This is a genomic window from Limosilactobacillus avium (genome assembly GCF_947381485.1).
Classification (GTDB): Bacteria; Bacillota; Bacilli; order Lactobacillales; family Lactobacillaceae; genus Limosilactobacillus; species Limosilactobacillus avium.
Window position 1 is genome coordinate 1 of record NZ_CANCWN010000002.1, and the last position, 16,452, is coordinate 16,452.

Annotated in this window: 16 protein-coding genes and 1 other RNA gene; 13 read left to right on the forward strand and 4 right to left on the reverse strand. The window is 50.6% G+C overall.

What is annotated here, in order from left to right; genetic code table 11:
• Positions 1-168: 168 nt before the first annotated feature.
• From adhE to nrdH, 4 genes are all read right to left on the reverse strand, one after another.
• Complete coding sequence (gene adhE / locus QOS01_RS00915; protein ID WP_283620692.1) at positions 169-2,808, reverse strand: bifunctional acetaldehyde-CoA/alcohol dehydrogenase; 2,640 nt, start codon at positions 2,806-2,808, stop codon at positions 169-171.
• 291 nt (positions 2,809-3,099) lie between these two features.
• A complete protein-coding gene (nrdF, locus tag QOS01_RS00920) occupies positions 3,100-4,119 on the reverse strand; it encodes a class 1b ribonucleoside-diphosphate reductase subunit beta (protein ID WP_283620693.1) in 1,020 nt (339 codons plus the stop codon).
• A gap of 89 nt (positions 4,120-4,208) precedes the next feature.
• Positions 4,209-6,380 (reverse strand): class 1b ribonucleoside-diphosphate reductase subunit alpha, encoded by a 2,172-nt coding sequence (gene nrdE, locus QOS01_RS00925; RefSeq protein ID WP_283620694.1) that lies wholly within the window; start codon positions 6,378-6,380, stop codon positions 4,209-4,211.
• An 89-nt stretch (positions 6,381-6,469) separates the two neighbouring features.
• On the reverse strand, positions 6,470-6,691 hold the full coding sequence (nrdH, locus tag QOS01_RS00930; protein ID WP_283620695.1) for a glutaredoxin-like protein NrdH: 222 nt from the start codon (positions 6,689-6,691) through the stop codon (positions 6,470-6,472).
• 233 nt (positions 6,692-6,924) lie between these two features.
• Here nrdH and tadA point away from each other — a divergent pair, with 233 nt between their 5' ends.
• From tadA to QOS01_RS00995, 13 genes are all read left to right on the forward strand, one after another.
• Positions 6,925-7,425, forward strand: a complete 501-nt coding sequence (gene tadA / locus QOS01_RS00935) for a tRNA adenosine(34) deaminase TadA (RefSeq protein WP_283620696.1) — start codon at positions 6,925-6,927, stop codon at positions 7,423-7,425.
• Between the two features lie 41 nt (positions 7,426-7,466).
• An RNA gene (ffs, locus tag QOS01_RS00940) (signal recognition particle sRNA small type) lies at positions 7,467-7,553 on the forward strand.
• A gap of 168 nt (positions 7,554-7,721) precedes the next feature.
• Complete coding sequence (dnaX, locus tag QOS01_RS00945) at positions 7,722-9,542, forward strand: DNA polymerase III subunit gamma/tau (protein WP_283620697.1); 1,821 nt, start codon at positions 7,722-7,724, stop codon at positions 9,540-9,542.
• Positions 9,543-9,562: 20 nt separating this feature from the next.
• On the forward strand, positions 9,563-9,871 hold the full coding sequence (locus QOS01_RS00950) for a YbaB/EbfC family nucleoid-associated protein (RefSeq protein ID WP_222259019.1): 309 nt from the start codon (positions 9,563-9,565) through the stop codon (positions 9,869-9,871).
• 4 nt (positions 9,872-9,875) lie between these two features.
• Positions 9,876-10,475 (forward strand): recombination mediator RecR, encoded by a 600-nt coding sequence (recR, locus tag QOS01_RS00955; protein ID WP_283620698.1) that lies wholly within the window; start codon positions 9,876-9,878, stop codon positions 10,473-10,475.
• 4 nt (positions 10,476-10,479) lie between these two features.
• Positions 10,480-10,728: a YaaL family protein gene (locus QOS01_RS00960; RefSeq protein WP_283620699.1), complete on the forward strand. Its 249-nt coding sequence runs from the start codon at positions 10,480-10,482 to the stop codon at positions 10,726-10,728.
• A 17-nt stretch (positions 10,729-10,745) separates the two neighbouring features.
• Positions 10,746-11,387: a dTMP kinase gene (tmk, locus tag QOS01_RS00965; protein WP_283620700.1), complete on the forward strand. Its 642-nt coding sequence runs from the start codon at positions 10,746-10,748 to the stop codon at positions 11,385-11,387.
• A 22-nt stretch (positions 11,388-11,409) separates the two neighbouring features.
• The gene (locus QOS01_RS00970; RefSeq protein WP_047769249.1) at positions 11,410-11,733 is read left to right on the forward strand and encodes a cyclic-di-AMP receptor; all 324 of its coding nucleotides are present in this window, start codon (positions 11,410-11,412) and stop codon (positions 11,731-11,733) included.
• Positions 11,734-11,746: 13 nt separating this feature from the next.
• Positions 11,747-12,760 carry a DNA polymerase III subunit delta' gene (gene holB / locus QOS01_RS00975; protein ID WP_283620701.1) on the forward strand — a complete coding sequence of 338 codons (1,014 nt, stop codon included), beginning with the start codon at positions 11,747-11,749 and terminating at the stop codon, positions 12,758-12,760.
• A gap of 13 nt (positions 12,761-12,773) precedes the next feature.
• Positions 12,774-13,127, forward strand: a complete 354-nt coding sequence (locus QOS01_RS00980; RefSeq protein ID WP_047769254.1) for an initiation control protein YabA — start codon at positions 12,774-12,776, stop codon at positions 13,125-13,127.
• An 11-nt stretch (positions 13,128-13,138) separates the two neighbouring features.
• Positions 13,139-14,011: a 16S rRNA (cytidine(1402)-2'-O)-methyltransferase gene (gene rsmI, locus QOS01_RS00985; protein ID WP_283620702.1), complete on the forward strand. Its 873-nt coding sequence runs from the start codon at positions 13,139-13,141 to the stop codon at positions 14,009-14,011.
• A gap of 2 nt (positions 14,012-14,013) precedes the next feature.
• Entirely contained in the window at positions 14,014-14,784 is a 771-nt protein-coding gene (locus tag QOS01_RS00990; RefSeq protein ID WP_283620703.1) for an acyl-[acyl-carrier-protein] thioesterase, read from the forward strand.
• Positions 14,785-14,939: 155 nt separating this feature from the next.
• The gene (locus tag QOS01_RS00995) at positions 14,940-16,451 is read left to right on the forward strand and encodes an exopolyphosphatase (protein ID WP_283620704.1); all 1,512 of its coding nucleotides are present in this window, start codon (positions 14,940-14,942) and stop codon (positions 16,449-16,451) included.
• Position 16,452 lies beyond the last annotated feature (1 nt).

Here is a 16,452-nt window from a genome sequence, read left to right on the forward strand (position 1 = left end):
TTACTTTTGTTTGTGGTTATTCAAAAGTCTATCACAAATGACTTTTTTATTTTTCTAACTTAATTTTACAAACCGCGAGTAATAAAAAGTGATGGTGGTGTCCATCTGTTGAGCACCACCATCACCTTTTGGATTGGTTGATATTAGGTGAATTAAATTGGTTAAAAGCTAGTTGTTATCTTCAACCCCAGTGCCTTCGTAGCAGCGTTCAAGGAGTTCTTTGAGCTGGCTAACGAGTGGCTCAACAGGGTTAGTAGTTGTACATTGGTCTTCGTATGCGAGGACAGCAAGCTGGTCAACGACCTTGTCGAATTCCTCCCGGGTTACCCCGTTGGCCTTCAGACTCAGGGTAACGCCACATTCATGGGCAACGTCAATGTACTTTTGGGCGTATGCATCTGCCAATTCTTCATCATTCTTGCCTTGGAGGCCGATGAAGCGGGCAATATCAGCGTAGTCCTTCGTTGCGTGGTACGTTTCGTAGTGTGGCCAAAGAGCTAGTTTCTGTGGCCGTTGGGCGTTGAAACGAATAACCTGTGGCATTGCGATGGCAATCAAGAGACCGTGGGGAAGACCAAAGGCACCACCCATCTTGTGGGCCAGGGAGTGCGTAATCCCCAGGAAGGCTTGACCAAACGCCATTCCGGCCATCGTGGAGAAGTCGTGCATCTTCCGCCGGGCTAACTTATCACCCTTAACGGACTTCGGCAGGTATTCCATTGCCCCCTTAATGGTTTGCAGTGACCAACCACGCGTGTAGTCGGTTGCCATTACGGAAACGTAGGATTCAGTGGCGTGGCAGAGAACATCCAGACCGGTGTAGGCGGTTGTCTTAGCCGGAACAGTTTCCACAAATTGGGAGTCAACAATGGCGATGTTCGGTGTTAATGCGTAGTCCGCCAGTGGGTACTTGACGTGGGTCTTGGAGTCAGTGATGACCGCAAATGGGGTAACTTCGGAACCCGTTCCGGAAGTAGTTGGGATCCCAATCAGTTGGGACTTTTCAGGCTTCTTGATTTGGTAAGCCCGCTTCCGGATATCGAGGTACTTCTGCATTACACCGTACCAGGAAGTCTCGGGGTGTTCATAGAACATCCACATTGCCTTGGCAGCGTCCATCGGTGACCCCCCACCGAGAGCGATAATGGTGTCCGGCTTGAAGTCGTTCATCATTGCGACCCCTTTTTCAACCGTGTTAGTTGATGGGTCTTCTTCAACGTCATCGAAGACCAAGAATGGGGTTTCGTTTTGCCGCAACCGGAGTTGGTCAATGACCCGTTGAACATAGCCCCGCTTGCTCATTCCAGGACCGGTAACGATAAAGGCCCGGTTAATGTTTGGAATGTCGCGCAACTCTTTTAGCGAATTCCGCTGAAAGTAGACTTTTGGGGGGATCTTGACCCACTGACGGTTTTCACGCCGCTTGGCGATTACCTTGATGTTTAAGAGGTCCCAGTCGGTAACGTTGTGGGAAACAGAGTTACCACCGTAAGAACCAGTCCCCAAGGTCAGTGATGGGGTCATGTTGTTGTAGATGTTCCCAATTCCACCAATTCCGGATGGGGAGTTAACGATGATCCGGGAGGCCCGCATTTCGAGCCCATACTTGGTTGCCAGGTCATCATCCAGGGTGTGGATGGCGGCGGTGTGACCTTCACCACCGTAGTGAAGAAGTTGCCGGCAGATATCAAAGGCGTTTTCACGGGAGCTTGCCCGGTACATGGTCAGAACAGGGGACAGCTTTTCGGCGGACAGTGGGTAGTCGTCACCAACACCATCAATTTCGGCAATTAAGACCTTGGTGTTGTCAGGGACGTTTTTCAGGCCACACATGTCAGCAATGGCGTTGGCCGAGCGTCCGGCAATTGGCCCCCGGACTTGGTGACGCTCGGGATCGATAAAGCCATCAGAGAAGGTTTGCATTTCGTCTGGCTTAACGAAGTAGCAGTTCCACTTCTTGAATTCTTCCTTAACCTGGTCGTAGATTTCGTCGTCAACAACAACCGAGTTTTCTGATGCACAGATCATCCCGTTATCGAAGGTCTTGGACAGGACAATGTCGTAAACGGACCGTTCGATGTTAGCTGACTTTTCAATGTAAGCCGGGCCGTTACCAGGACCCACCCCTAATGCCGGGTTACCGGAACTGTAGGCAGCCTTGACTAGGCCGGGACCACCAGTAGCCAGGATGGTGGCAATATTAGGATTTTGCAGCAGGGCGTTGGTATTTTCCCGACTGCACCGTGGAATCCATTGAATCATGTCCTTTGGGGCACCAGCCTTTTCAGCGGCCGCCTGAAGAATCTTCGCGGTCTTTACAGATGATTGAAAGGCCTGCGGGTGGAACGAGAAGATGATCGTGTTCCGGGTCTTTGCGGAGATAATGGACTTAAAAATCGTTGTGGAAGTGGGGTTGGTAACGGGAACCACTCCGGCAATAATTCCGAGGGGATCGGCAATGGTGATTGTTTGGTCCTCATCGTTGTCTTCGATAATACCAACGGTGTGGTCATGACGAATGTTGTTCCAAATGTATTCACTGGCGTAGATGTTCTTGATTGCCTTATCTTCGGCAACACCACGGCCAGTTTCGTTAGCAGCGTCTACGGCCAGGTCCATGTGGTGCTCTTCAGCGGCCAGGGCCATTGCCTGACAGATGTTGTCGACTTGTTCCTGGGTGTAGTTACGCAACTGCTCGAAAGCTGCTTGACTCTTACGAACCAAGCCACCGATCAGTTCTTCGGCAGCCTGTTGCTTGTCTTGTTCAGTCTCTTTTTGCTCAATTTGGTGTTTCTTGGAATTTGCCATAATCAAGTTTCTCCTTCATCACTTAATGTTTGTTACCTTTTGAATATGGTTAATAATACAGGATGTTCTTATTCCTTGCAAGAAGTTTGTGATAAGATTAACAATGGTTTAAAATGATGAATTCGCTTACAAATATGGTAAATTAAGCTTGGAATGACGGCAAAAAAGATTGGTATAAATTTTGCTATGCCGGCGATTTGAGCAACCGTTTGCACAAATGATAGTGATCACTAATTCACAACAGCTTAAAATAAAAAAGCAACCGGAAAATTCCAGTTGCTTTAGTAATGTTTATTCCCGTGCATTCTTATCCTTACCGGCGTTAGGATCCATGATGTGGTAGTCATCATCCTTCATCGCTTCAACCGCTCCTAGACGGTAACCGTTACCCACTTGACTGAAGAAGTCGTGGTTAGAGGTGGAAGTTGAAATCCCGTTCATGACGACGGGGTTAACGTCCGCAGCGGTGTCAGGGAAGAGTGGGTCTTGGCCGAGGTTCATCAGGGCCTTATTGGCGTTGTAACGGATAAATACGAGGACATCGTCGGTCCAGCCAATTTGGTCATAGAGTAGGTGGGTGTACTTCTCTTCGTTGTCGTAAAGGTCGTAGAGGAAGTTGTACATCCAGTCCTTCATATCATGCTGCTGCTTTTCGGTCCGGTCGCGGAGGCCAAGTTGGAACTTGTAACCAATGTAGGTTCCGTGGACGGATTCGTCCCGCAAGATAAGCTTAATGATTTCAGCAACGTTGTTTAGCTCGTTGTGGCCAAGGTAGTAAAGCGGGGTGTAGAAACCAGAATAGAAGAGGAAGGTTTCCAAAAAGACGTTGGCAACCTTTTTCTTCAACGGGTCCTCTTCGGGGTCCAGGTACATGTTGGCAATCTTGGTTGCCTTGTTTTGCAGGTACTCTTCCGAATCAGACCAGTCGAAGATTTCGTTGATTTCATCAGGAGTGTTCAAGGTTGAGAAGATGGTGGAGTAACTCTTGGCGTGGACGGATTCCATGAATTGAATGTTGTTCAGCACCGCCGTTTCGTGTGGGGTCCGGACATCATTCTTCAATGCGGTCAACCCCGCTTCGGATTGGACCGTATCAAGCAGGGTCAGTCCCCCAAAGACGTGACCAACAGTCCAGCGGTGGTCATCATCTAGTGCCCGCCAGTCATCCATATCATTGGAAACGGGGATCCGGGTATCAAGCCAGAACTGCTCCGTCAGCTTCTCCCAGGTTGCCTTGTCAATCATGTCGGAAACTTCATTCCAATTAATTGCCTTATATTTGTTTAGTGGTTTAAATTCTTCAAGTTTCATTTAACTAGCCGTTCTCCTTAATCAAGAATATTAATCGCCCTATAATTCGTGTAATAGCAATAAAATTGTAGCAGTCTCTTTACCGAAAATCAAATGACACAACTTTCACATTGGTTGGCACCAATTTCATCATTGTCATCTGTAAAGGTCCGGATGTAGTAAATTGACTTGATTCCGTGCTGGTATGCGTAGTGACGAAGAATATTCAGGTCACGGGTGGTCATCTTATTGGTCCGACCATTTTTCCATTCGTACAGGCCGTCCGGAATCGTCGACCGCATGAAGAGGGTCAGTGACATTGACTGGTCAACGTGTTGTTGGGCCGCAGCGTAGGTGTCAATCACCTTCCGCATGTCGATGTCGTAGGCCGACTGGTAGTACGGCATCGTATCATTGGACAGGTACGGTGCGGGGTAGTAGATCTTCCCAATCATCTTCTCCTGCCGTTCCTCGACTCGGTTAATGATTGGCGTCAGGCTGGCAGTTGAGTCGTTAATGTAGGAAGTCGACCCGTTTGGCGCAACGGCGAGCCGGTATTCGTTGTAAAGCCCGTCCTTCATAACGTCTTCCTTGAGCTTTTCCCAGTCCTTAACTCCCGGAATAAAGATTCCTTTGAAGAGCTCCTTAACAACGTCGGACTGGGGGCCCCAATCCTTTGAAGTATACTTGGCAAAGTACGAGCCATCCGCGTAAGTGCTCTTATCAAAGTTGTGGAAAGTTTCCTGTCGTTCGCGGGCAATCTCGTTGGAAGCAACGAGCGACCAGTAGTTCAGCAGCATGAAGTAGACCCCGGTAAACTCAATTGCCACCGGGCTCCCGTATTGAATATGGTGCTTGGCCAGGTAGCTGTGCAGACCCATGGCGCCCAGACCGACAGAATGGGCGAGGGCGTTCCCCCGTTTGATGCTTGGCACAACGTCGAGGTTTTCAACGTCACTGATGTGGGTCAACCCGCGCATCATTGCCCGGACGGACCGGCCAAAGTCGGGACTCTCCATCATGTTGGCAATGTTGGTGGAGCCAAGGTTACAACTGATATCGGTCCCCAGCGTTTCGTAGGATTGGTCATCAGCAACCTTGGAAGGAACCTGGACCTGGGCAATCTCTGAGCAGAGGTTGCTCATTACAATCTTACCGTCGATCGGGTTGTCCCGGTTTTCTGTATCGATGTTGATGATGTACGGGTACCCGGATTCCTGCTGGAGCTTACTGATTTCGTCTTCCAGGTCGCGGGCGTTGAGCTTCTTCTTGTGGATCTCATCATTTGCGACCATGTTGTCGTATTCCTTAGTAATGTCGACGTAGGAGAAGGGAACGCCGTAAATTCGTTCCACATCATATGGACTGAAGAGGTACATGTCTTCGTCCTTTTCAACCAGTTCATAGAACTTATCGGGAACGGTGACCCCCAGGGAAAGGGTCTTCAGCCGAATCTTTTCGTCGGCGTTTTCCTTCTTGGCACCGAGAAAGGCGATGATGTCGGGATGGAAGACGCTCAGGTAAACGACTCCGGCACCTTGCCGCTGGCCGAGCTGGTTAGAATATGAGAAACTATCTTCCAGGAGCTTCATTACCGGGACCACCCCGCTTGCCGCCCCCTTGATCTTCTTGATGGGGGCTCCCGCCTCACGGAGGTTGCTGAGGTTAATGCCGACCCCACCACCGATCTTAGAGAGCTGGAGGGCTGAATTGATGGTCCGGCCAATGGTGTTCATATCATCGGTACTTTGAATAGCAAAGCAGGAGACGAATTCTCCCCGGCGCTTGCGACCAACGTTTAAAAAGGTAGGGGTTGCCGGTTGGTAGCGCTGGTGGATGATTTCATCGGCGAGGTCCATGGCCAATTCTTCGTCCCCATCGGCGAGGTACAAGGCGTTCATGGCAACCCGGTCAATGTAGTTTTCCAGGTAGTATTCCTTGTCATTGGTCCGCATGGCGTATTGTGCATAGAATTTATAGGCCGCCATGAAGGAATGGAAGTGGAAGTCCTGGGCCTTCAGGTAGTCATACAGCTTTTCAATGAAGGAAAGGCTGTACTTATCCATGAAGCCCTCTTCGATGTAGTCGTTTTCTTCCAGCCATTCAAAGCGTTCCTTTAATGAAGAGAAATGCTTGGTGTTCGGATTGACATTGCTATTGATGAAGTCTTCTAGGGCCGCTTGATCCTTATCTAGTTGGATTTTCCCGTCGCGGGGGATGTTAACCTCATTATTGAGGTCGTAGTATTTAACTTTAGTGATGTCGATGTCAGATAAAGCCATGGTTAAAACTCACTTTCCTGTCTTTTTCAAAATTAAACCAGGCTAACAGTCGTGTGGCGAATGTAGACTGGTTAAAATAACGTCGTCGATTATGCTAACTGTTGAAGCCGGTCCGGCCGGAAACCAGAAAAGGCATTGCCGTTTGGTAGCTTTACGACTGGCGTTGCCATGAAGCCAGCGGCCTTTAACTGGTCGATGTATTCCGGCTGCTCATCAATGTTGTGCTCAACGAAGTTAATCTTGTGTTGCCGTAAGAACTTCTTGGTCATCTTGCATTGAATGCAGTTATTCTTTGAGAAAATTGTAATCATAATGGTGCCTCCCAGAGAATTATTTCGTAGTTGATGTTATTAAGTATAGCCAGAAAAAACGAAAAATCAATCTAAAAATACCATATATTGAGTCACTCTTGATAGTGAAACACAATATATGGTAATAATGGTGGGGAGCAAAGACCGTGAAACTTTTTTCCGGTTATCTAATCGCTAGATAAACTTTATCAAACTAGTTAACAATTATACACTGAATCAGAAGGATGGAGAAGATGGAAGAAGAAAAAACAAAAAAAGAATACATGCGAATGGCAATTGAAGAAGCGCACCAGGCGGCATTGCTAAATGAGGTGCCGATTGGGGCCGTCGTCGTTCATAACGGCAAAGTGATTGGCCGGGGGCATAACATGCGCGAACGGTTCCAAGATGTGACTTATCACGCGGAAATGCTGGCGATCAACGAGGCCTGCACTTTCCTCCACAGTTGGCGGCTTGAAGACTGTGACCTTTACGTCACCCTGGAGCCCTGCATTATGTGTAGCGGGGCCATCCTCAATGCCCGGATCAAAAACCTTTATTATGGTGCTAAGGACCCAAAGGCGGGGGCCGTGGATAGTCTTTACCACCTCCTTAACGATTCCCGCCTTAACCACCAGGTCAACGTTGAGAGTGGGCTCTTGGGAACGGAATGTGGGCAAATGCTCAGGGACTTTTTCCGGGCAATTCGTAAGCAACGCAAGGCGGCCCGCAAAAAACGTCGGGCAAAAGACTAGCAATTGTCGCTGATTTAGTGTAATATACTATATGCCGAAAGGCCTTAGAGCAAGGACGCGCTTACGAACCGTGTCAGGTCCGGAAGGAAGCAGCACTAAGTTTGTTGCATCTTGTGCTCTAAGTTTGAAAGATAATTAGCTGAAGCTGGAAAACTTTTCCAGCTTCTTTTTGTTCAGGGGTCGGTAACTAATGAATTTTAGGACGGCCCCTTTTTGATAGTCCAATATCGCAGAAAGCTAGTATAATATTAAAGTAACGTTTTAGACTTTGTACTATATAGAAAGGAAGCCCCGTGATGAGTTACCAAGCACTGTACCGGGTTTGGCGTCCACAGCGCTTTGATGAGTTGGTGGGTCAGCAAGTGGTCACGCAAACCCTTAAGAATGCCATTATCACCCACCAGATCAGTCATGCTTATCTGTTTGCCGGACCGCGGGGAACAGGGAAGACGTCTGCCGCCAAGATTTTTGCCAAAGCGGTTAACTGTCACCACCTAGAGGACGGTGAGCCTTGCAACAAGTGTGATATCTGTAAGGCAATCAGAAATGGCCAACTCAACGATGTGATTGAAATCGATGCGGCCTCCAATAACGGGGTCGAGGAGATCCGTGACATTCGTGATAAAGCCAAGTACGCTCCCACCCAGGCGGATTATAAGGTGTACATCATTGATGAAGTCCACATGCTGTCGACCGGGGCATTTAACGCCCTGCTTAAGACCCTGGAAGAGCCACCGGCAAACGTGATCTTTATCCTGGCAACGACGGAACCCCACAAGATTCCGTTAACCATCATCTCCCGGGTTCAGCGCTTTGATTTCCGGCGGATTTCTGCGCAGGACGCGTTTAACCGGATGAAGTATATCTTGGACCAAAAGCAGGTCGACTATGAGGAAAAGGCCTTGTGGGTGATTGCCAACGCTGCCGAAGGGGGGATGCGGGATGCGCTCAGTATCCTGGACCAGGTCCTTTCGTTCAGCGATAACCAGGTAAAACTCGACGACGCCTTAGTGGTCACCGGGAGTGTTACCAAACAGCTCTTGGAAAAGTACTTCTTTGAAGTCAGTGGGCACGAAAGCGCGGCTGCTTTAGATACGATGAAGGATATCCTCGGCCAGGGGAAGGACGGCCAACGTTTCATTGAGGACCTAATCTCCTTTATCCGGGACATCCTCCTCTACCAGGAATCACCCAAACTTATCATGGTTGAGAGTACCGGCCTGAAAGACGAGGACTTCCAGAAGATGAGTGCTGCCGCCTCCGCAACGACTCTCTACCAGATGATTGACGAGTTAAATGGCATCCAGGAGGAGATGCGCTTTACCACCCACCCGGATGTTTACCTGGAAGTCCTGACGGTTAAGCTCGCCCAGGTCAGTGTCCAGGGTGGTGCCCAACAGACTCCGCCAAGGCAAGCGACGAGCGGACCATCCACAGGCGACCAGGCTGATAAGCAAGCTGTTTCCCAGCTCCAAGACGAGGTTCGCCAGCTTCAGGCAACGGTTAAGAAACTACAGAGTGAGTTGAATACCAAGGGTTCGACCGTTACCAAAGCGGCCCCCCAGCAGCCGCGGGTTCAGCAGCATAATGTTGAGGTTAAGCTCAGCGCAATCAACCCCGTTTTGGGGAAGGCCACGCGCCGGGACCTGGTTGAAATTCAGGGCCTGTGGCAAGAACTACTGTCAAAGCTCAGCGTTCCCCAGCGGTCGCTTCTGCACGTTTCTAAGCCAGTGGCGGCAAGTAAGGACGGGGTCATCGTTGCCTTTGACTACGCCTTCCTTTTCCAACAGGCGATGGATGACGAGGCCCTGTTGACGAGCATGGAGCAAGGCCTCCAGGAGCTGACTGGCGAGGAACGCCGGGTAGTGTTTGTCCCTAAAGATAAGTGGCCAGCGATCCGGCGGGAATACATTAAGGAGCATGGCCTCGATAAGCGGGGGTCAGCACCGCGTCCGACGCCGGCCAAGCAAGATACTGCTCCTGCCACGGCCCCGGAGACGGCTCCGGCGGACCAGCCGGCACCAAGTGATGCTGGTTCAGCATCGGCGCCAGCAGACCCGGTAACGAAAGCCCAGCAGCTATTTGGTGAAGACATTGTTAAAGTAGAAGATAATTAATAGTAAAGGATGATGTAATTATGATGCGCGGAATGAACATGCAACAGATGATGAAGCAGGCTAAGGCTATGCAAAAGAAAATGATGGCGGAACACGAAGAACTGGCCAAGCAAGAATTTGTTGGCAAGGCCCCAGACGACATGGTGACAGCCACCTTCAATGGTGATAAGCAACTCCTCGACCTGAAGATCAACAAGGAAGCGGTTGACCCAGACGACATCGATATGTTGCAGGACCTGGTAGTTGCCGCCGTTAACGACGGGATGAAGAAGGTTGACGCTGCCACCCAACAAAAGCTGGGTAAGTACACACGTGGCATGGGGATGTAACTAGATGCAGTACCCAGAACCACTAGCAAAACTGATTGAAAGTTATACTAAGCTTCCTGGTATTGGGCAAAAGTCAGCTACCCGCCTGGCATTTTACACGCTGGGGATGGAAGAGGATGACGTCACCGACTTCGCCAAGTCCTTGTTGGCCGCCAAGCGTGACCTGCATAATTGCAGTATCTGTGGCAATATTACGGAAGACGATCCCTGCCCAATCTGCCGAGACAAGAGCCGTGACCGCACTAAGATCCTCGTTGTTGAGCAGTCACAGGACGTGATGGCGATGGAGCGGATGCATGAGTACCATGGATTGTACCATGTCTTGCACGGGGTCATTTCTCCGGTCGAGGGTACCGGGCCCGAGGATATTAACGTTGCGAGTCTGATCAAGCGCCTGCAAAAGAATGAAGAAGTTAAGGAAGTCATTATTGCTACCAACGCCTCCTCAGACGGCGAACTGACGGCCGGCTACTTGGCAAAGCTGATCAAGCCCGCTAAGATCAAGGTTACCCGTTTGGCCCACGGCTTGTCGGTCGGTGCGGATATTGACTATGCGGATGAAATGACCCTTTTCAAGGCAGTTCAAGGACGAACGGAGATGTGAGAGAGTGCTATTTGGTCGCCGAAAAGATCGGGTTGCCCAGTTGCGCAACCAGCGTTTACTAAACGCTATTTATGACACGAAGGCCAGCTGGGACCATGCTAAGGAAACTGAGCGGGCGGTCTATGAAGCCAACGTTAACAGCGAGCTTCGTGACCGCACCAAGATTCAGGAGCAGAAGTACTTATACCTTTATAAGATTGCCCGGAAGTATAAAGTCCATGGCCAACTTAACCATGGTGTCATTAGTCGTTAGGAACAGGTGAAAACAGAATGCAAGGAAAGTTCATATCTTTTGAAGGCCCAGATGGCGCAGGGAAAACGAGTGTCCTCCGCCAGATTCAAGCGGACCTGGAGGACCAGCTGGGAAAAGACCGGGTTGTATATACCCGGGAACCAGGTGGGGACCATATTTCTGAACAGATTCGCCAGCTCCTTTTTAATGCTGCTAATGGCGACATGGACGGGCGGACAGAGGCCCTCCTGTTCGCTGCTAGCCGGCGTCAGCACGTCATTTCGGAGATCCTGCCGGACTTAAATGCTGGTAAGGTGATCCTCTGTGACCGCTACGTTGATAGTTCAGTTGCTTACCAGGGAGCTGGCCGGCAGTTGGGTGAAAAGGAGATTTGGCAGTTAAACCAGTTTGCAATTGATGGGGTAATGCCGGAACTCACGGTTTACCTGGACATCGAATCGGAAATTGGCCTCCGCCGGATTGCAGAGCACCGGTCAGACCAGGTTAACCGCCTTGATAAGGAAAAACTGGCCTTTCACCAGGCGGTTCGCCAGGCCTACCTCCGCCTATACCACAATGACCCAGACCGCATTAAGCTGGTTGATGCCAGCCAACCGCTTGATAAGGTAATTACAGACGTGCGGCAGGTCATTCATACGCGTTATCCCGACCTATTTTAAGAAGATCTAAGGAGTGATTACTATGAAGATGATTATTGCCATTGTGCAATCCAAGGACAGCAATCGCTTACGAAAAGCATTTAACAAGGCCGAAATTCAGGTGACCCAGTTATCAACAACGGGGGGCTTCTTGCGTGAAGGAAACGCCACCTTCTTGATTGGGGTCAAGGATGAAAAGGTCCAACAAGTGCTTGACATCATTAAGAAAAATGCCGAGTCACGGGAACAATACGTCACTTCTCAGATGCACATTGACGTCGAGGGCGGTTCGGCCTTTCCTGTTAATGTCCGCATCGGTGGTGCCACCGTTTTCGTGATGCCGGTGGAACAGTTTCTCAAGTTTTAAGTAGGTGGTATTGGTGAACGCAGCGGAGGTAACCCGGGCAGAGCAACTTCAGCCCGTTTTGATTAGTCAGCTCAAACGGGTAATCAAAAATAAAGAATTGGCGCACGCCTACTTGTTAGTGGGGCCGAGTGGCTCCGGCAAGGAAACGGTGGCCCGTTGGCTGGCACTGCGGCTATTTTGCCTGCACCCGGTTGACGGGGAACCCGACGGCACCTGTCCGGAGTGCCAGCGCATTTTGAGTGAAAACCATCCCGACATTGTCCTTGCCCAGGCTGAGGGGCGGCAGATCAAGGTCGACACCATCCGGCGCCTGAAAAGTGAGTTTACCAAGAGCGCCATGGAGGGCAATAAGAAACTTTTCATTATTAAGGATGCCGAAAAAATGACCACGAGTGCGGCAAATAGCCTGTTGAAGTTCATCGAGGAGCCGGGTCCCGGAATCTACATCCTGATGTTGACGACCAACAAGAGTGCCATCCTGCCGACAATTCAGTCGCGGACCCAGGTGCTTGAAATGGCCCCCCTGAACCGGCAGGAGTTGCTCAGTGCCCTGCAAAAACAGGGGGTAACAGAGAAAAAGGCCCGGATTGCAATTGGCCTAACAGACTCGGTAACGACGGTGGTGGACTGGTGCAAGGATGGTTGGTTCGACCAGACCGTTGCCGGGATTCTCCAGTGGTACCACCAGGTTAGCCAGGGTAAGATGATGGCCTTTGTTGGCGTGCAGACGGACCTGGTCAAGCTAGGGGCCCACAATCGGGACCACCAGCTCGTCTTACTTGACCTGGCAGCCCTGATTTGGCGGGATACCCTCTTGGCAGCAAACGGAATTGAGGACCAGAACCGCTTTCACTTTGTTGAAGAATTGCCGGCGATTAAATCCGTGGGGCAGCACTGTTCGATGGCCGACCTGCTGGCGGTTAGCCAGTTAACCCTGGCCCCCCGCCACTACTTAGAGCAAAACATTAGCTTTCAAAATATTTTTGAAGAATTGACGATTCGCATTGTCCAGGCATTGACAGATTAATGGAGGCGCGATCATGAACGATGATCAGCAGCGAAACAGCATTTATGATAGTTTAGGGAAGCTCAGCAACCAGCTGGGTGAGATGACGAGCGAATTGGCGGACTTGAAAACGCAACTGAACAACGTCCTGGCCCAGAACGCGGAACTGACGATTGAAAACAACCACCTCCAGCAGGCAATCAAGAAGCTCCGTGACCAGCGGGGGGAACAGCAGTTATCGACGGGACGGCGGACGCTTAATGAGCTTTACCACCAGGGCTTTCACGTTTGCCGGAAGCACTTTGGTGAACGGCTTGCCCCGCACGAGAGCTGCATTTTCTGTGACGAGGCGATCTTCAGTGGAATCAATGACCAACAGAAGCAATAAGGGGTAAATGGATGCAACAAATTAGTAGTTTTCAAAATAGTGATACGGGGCGGCTTTACTTGGTACCAACACCGATTGGTAACCTCGATGATATGACCTTCCGGGCTGTTAAAACCCTGCGGGAAGTGGACCTGATTGCGGCTGAGGATACCCGTCACACCCAGCAGCTGCTTAACCACTTTGAAATCGATACAAAGGAAATCAGCTTTCACGAGCACAATACGGAGCAGCGGATCCCAGAACTGATTGATAAGCTCAAAAAAGGGGTAACCATCGCCCAGTGCAGTGATGCGGGGATGCCGTCCATTTCGGACCCGGGCAAGGAACTGGTTGCTGCCGCGGTCAAAGCGGGGATTCCGGTTGTCCCCCTCCCCGGTGCCAACGCCGGCCTGACCGCTTTGATTGCCTCGGGCCTGGTTCCGCAGCCCTTTTACTTCTACGGCTTTTTGCAACGGAAGCACCAGCAGCAGGTGACCGAGTTGCAGGCAATGGTCAACCGGCCGGAAACGTTGATTTTTTATGAGGCGCCCCACCGGCTGAAGAAGACCCTTGCAACCCTGGCGGAGGTGTTGGGGGCCGACCGCCAGGCAGTTCTCGCGCGTGAACTTACTAAGCGTTATGAGGAATTCAGTCGGGGGTCACTCGGGGAGTTGCAGGCCTACTTTACTGAGCACAGCCCGCGCGGCGAGTTCGTGGTTTTGGTTGCTGGAAACCCGCACCCTCAAGAGAATACCCAGCCGGCCGATGACGTATCCCCACTGGAGCAAGTTGACCAGGAAATCGTGAAGGGCCTGTCGACCAACGCGGCGATCAAGTTGGTCGCTAAACGCAACGGCCTTAACCGTCAGCAGCTTTACCGTCAGTACCACCATATAGGAGAATGATTGTGACAGAACTTCGACAAACCGCAAATTGCTATGATATGTTGCACCAACTTAAGTACTACGAATGCACTGACACTGGTCATCCCAGCCTCAGCATGCTGATGAGCATGCTGACGATGGTTTCGGATGCCCACTCCATCTTTATGGGCCTCGACCGCCAGAAGGTTGAACAGAGTGGGGGCGCCTGGGTGGTAATCTCGTATGAGGGCCACTTAAGTACTAAGCAGCCACGTTATGGTGACCAGGTGATCCTGGGGACCCGGGCAACGGCTAGTAACGCCTTCTTTGCCCTGCGTGAGTTTTGGATGGACGACCTGCACCACCATCACTACGCCCATATCAAGGCCCTTTTTGTGATGATGAACCTGCAAAAGCGGCGCTTGATGAAAATTCCGGATGAACTCCTGGCCCCGTTTGAATCACCAGTCCAAAAACGGCTGGATAAGCCCAAAAAGCCGGGCAAGCTTTCCGGGGATTTTACCAGCCAGCAGTACCGGGTGCGGTACTACGACATTGACGTTAACCACCACGTCAATAACGCCCGCTACTTTGACTGGCTGACGGACCCTCTGGGGGCGACGTTCTTGCGCCAGCACCAACCGGTTGCCTTTACTATTCAGTACCAGAATGAGGTCCAGGAAAACGCCACGGTGGAAAGTCGCTTGGCCCGCATCCAAGATGACGGCACCACGACATCCCGACATGAGATTTGGTCCGGTGGCGAGTGCTGCACCAGCGCTGAAATTACCTGGACACCCGTGAATAATGATTAGAGAAAAGACCTTCATGGTTTAGAGTGAACCACGAAGGTCTTTTTCTGTTTAAATTGCTAATAGACAGTCAACCGGTAATTAGTAGAATAAACAAACTTTGGCGAACGCAACTTATGGGCTATAATTAAATTAGCAAGAAGCGGAGGAGGGCTAAAGTGAAACAATCGTTAATTGCCGTGATTTATCTGGAGCCTGACCGGGTAAGTCTACGAATACTAGAGTTACCAAAGTTAAGAATAGTTAATAATGTCGAATCAGGTGAACTGGTAGTTGGGACCAGTCGGGTATCCAACTACGTCGAAAACATGACCGCCATCGTCAACAATATTGATGGCTTCAAGCAGCAGATCAAGGATTACCAAGTGAAGAAAGTTTCTTTCTATGGCGCCCTGGAAGACCTTGATAAGGTAACGGCCCGTTACGTTGCTGATCAGCTGGAGGTGCGGACCGGACTGAAGATCACCTGGTTGAACAATAACCAACTGATGGCCCAGTCGATGAGCTGTGTTGTTAACCACCTGTCTGAATTTAAGAACCTCAGTAAGCACTGCCTCTACCTGGTAAGTCTGGGTCTGGATTCGTTGAGTCTGGCCTTTTTCCACCACGGAAACTTTGAAACCCTGTGGGAACTAGACCTTGGTGGGGCTCAAATCAGTCGTCTGGTTGATCGTCTCCGGCAGACGACGACCAACCCCCAGGAAATCATTCAAGACTATATCAGCAGCAAGCTTGGCTACATTGCTCCCGAGCTGATTCAAAAGAAGAAAACAACCCTGTTGATTCAAAATGCCCCCGCCCTGAGTAAACGCTACGTTAGCCGGGGGAGCCACCTGGGAGAGGTTCCCTTGGACCTGTTTGATAAGCCTGATGAACCGGTTGATCTTTTGGCACCATCGAAGGGCCTTTGGAGTGGCCTGGCGGTAGAGAACTACCGGAAGAACCTGCTCGTGCCGAACTACATGGTAATTGCTCGGGCAGCGCAGTTGATTCACCCCCAGAAGGCGTACGTTACGAATATTTCGGTGATGGATGGCTTGACCAACGGGATTGCTGTCAATAACGACCAGTCCTGCCAGCAGGTTCAGACGATGATCCGGACGTCAGCCGATGATCTAGCGCAACGCTACGGGGTCGACACGGCGCACCAACACTTCGTGACCCACTTTGCTTTGCAGTTCTTCGACCAGCTGCGGCCGATTCACCGCTTGGGTAACCACGAGCGCCTCCTGCTGGAGATTGCTTGTAAGGTTGACGATATTGGGAACTTCATCAACCAGCGGAGTCACTACCGCCACTCGGCATATATTCTCCAGGCCAACCCGTGGATCGGTCTTTCTGACGAGGATAACCAGATCATTGCGGAGGTGGCCCGCTACCACAGTGCTGAGTCACCAACCATTTTCCAGCCCCACTACCGCCGGCTTGATGATGATATCCAGCTGACGGTAGCTAAGTTGGCCGCAATCTTACGGGTGGTGGATTCTTTAGACGACTCCCGCCAGCAGAAGATTACGAAGATCAACCTCAAGTTAACGGATGACGGCCGGCTAAAAATTAAGGCAACAGCTAACGATGACCTAGTTTTGGAGAAGTGGTCGTTTAGTACAAAGGCCAAGCTCTTTACTGATGTTTATGGAATTAAACCGGTACTGATTGAGAGGGGATAAT